Annotated in this window: 1 protein-coding gene; it reads left to right on the forward strand. The window is 62.1% G+C overall.

Annotated elements, in window-relative coordinates; all coding sequences use genetic code 11:
* On the forward strand, positions 1–243 hold a 243-nt coding region (locus tag J5M58_RS28635; RefSeq protein ID WP_207880678.1), incomplete at both ends, for an amino acid permease.

Raw genomic sequence — 243 nt, forward strand, 5'->3', positions numbered from 1 at the left:
GGGCAATCACCGCGGTCGGCATGCTGACCCTGGCATTCGTGTTCCAGACCCTGGCCAATCGCAAGCCTGACCTGGATGGCGGGGTGTATGCCTACGCCAAGGCCGGTTTTGGCGAGTACATGGGCTTTTCCTCGGCCTGGGGCTACTGGATCAGTGCCTGGCTGGGCAACGTCGGCTACTTCGTGCTGCTGTTCAGCACCTTGGGCTTCTACTTCCCGGTGTTCGGCGAGGGCAACACGCCAA

The sequence above is a fragment of the Pseudomonas sp. 32_A genome, from assembly GCF_017490905.1.
Lineage (GTDB): Bacteria > Pseudomonadota > Gammaproteobacteria > Pseudomonadales > Pseudomonadaceae > Aquipseudomonas > Aquipseudomonas inefficax.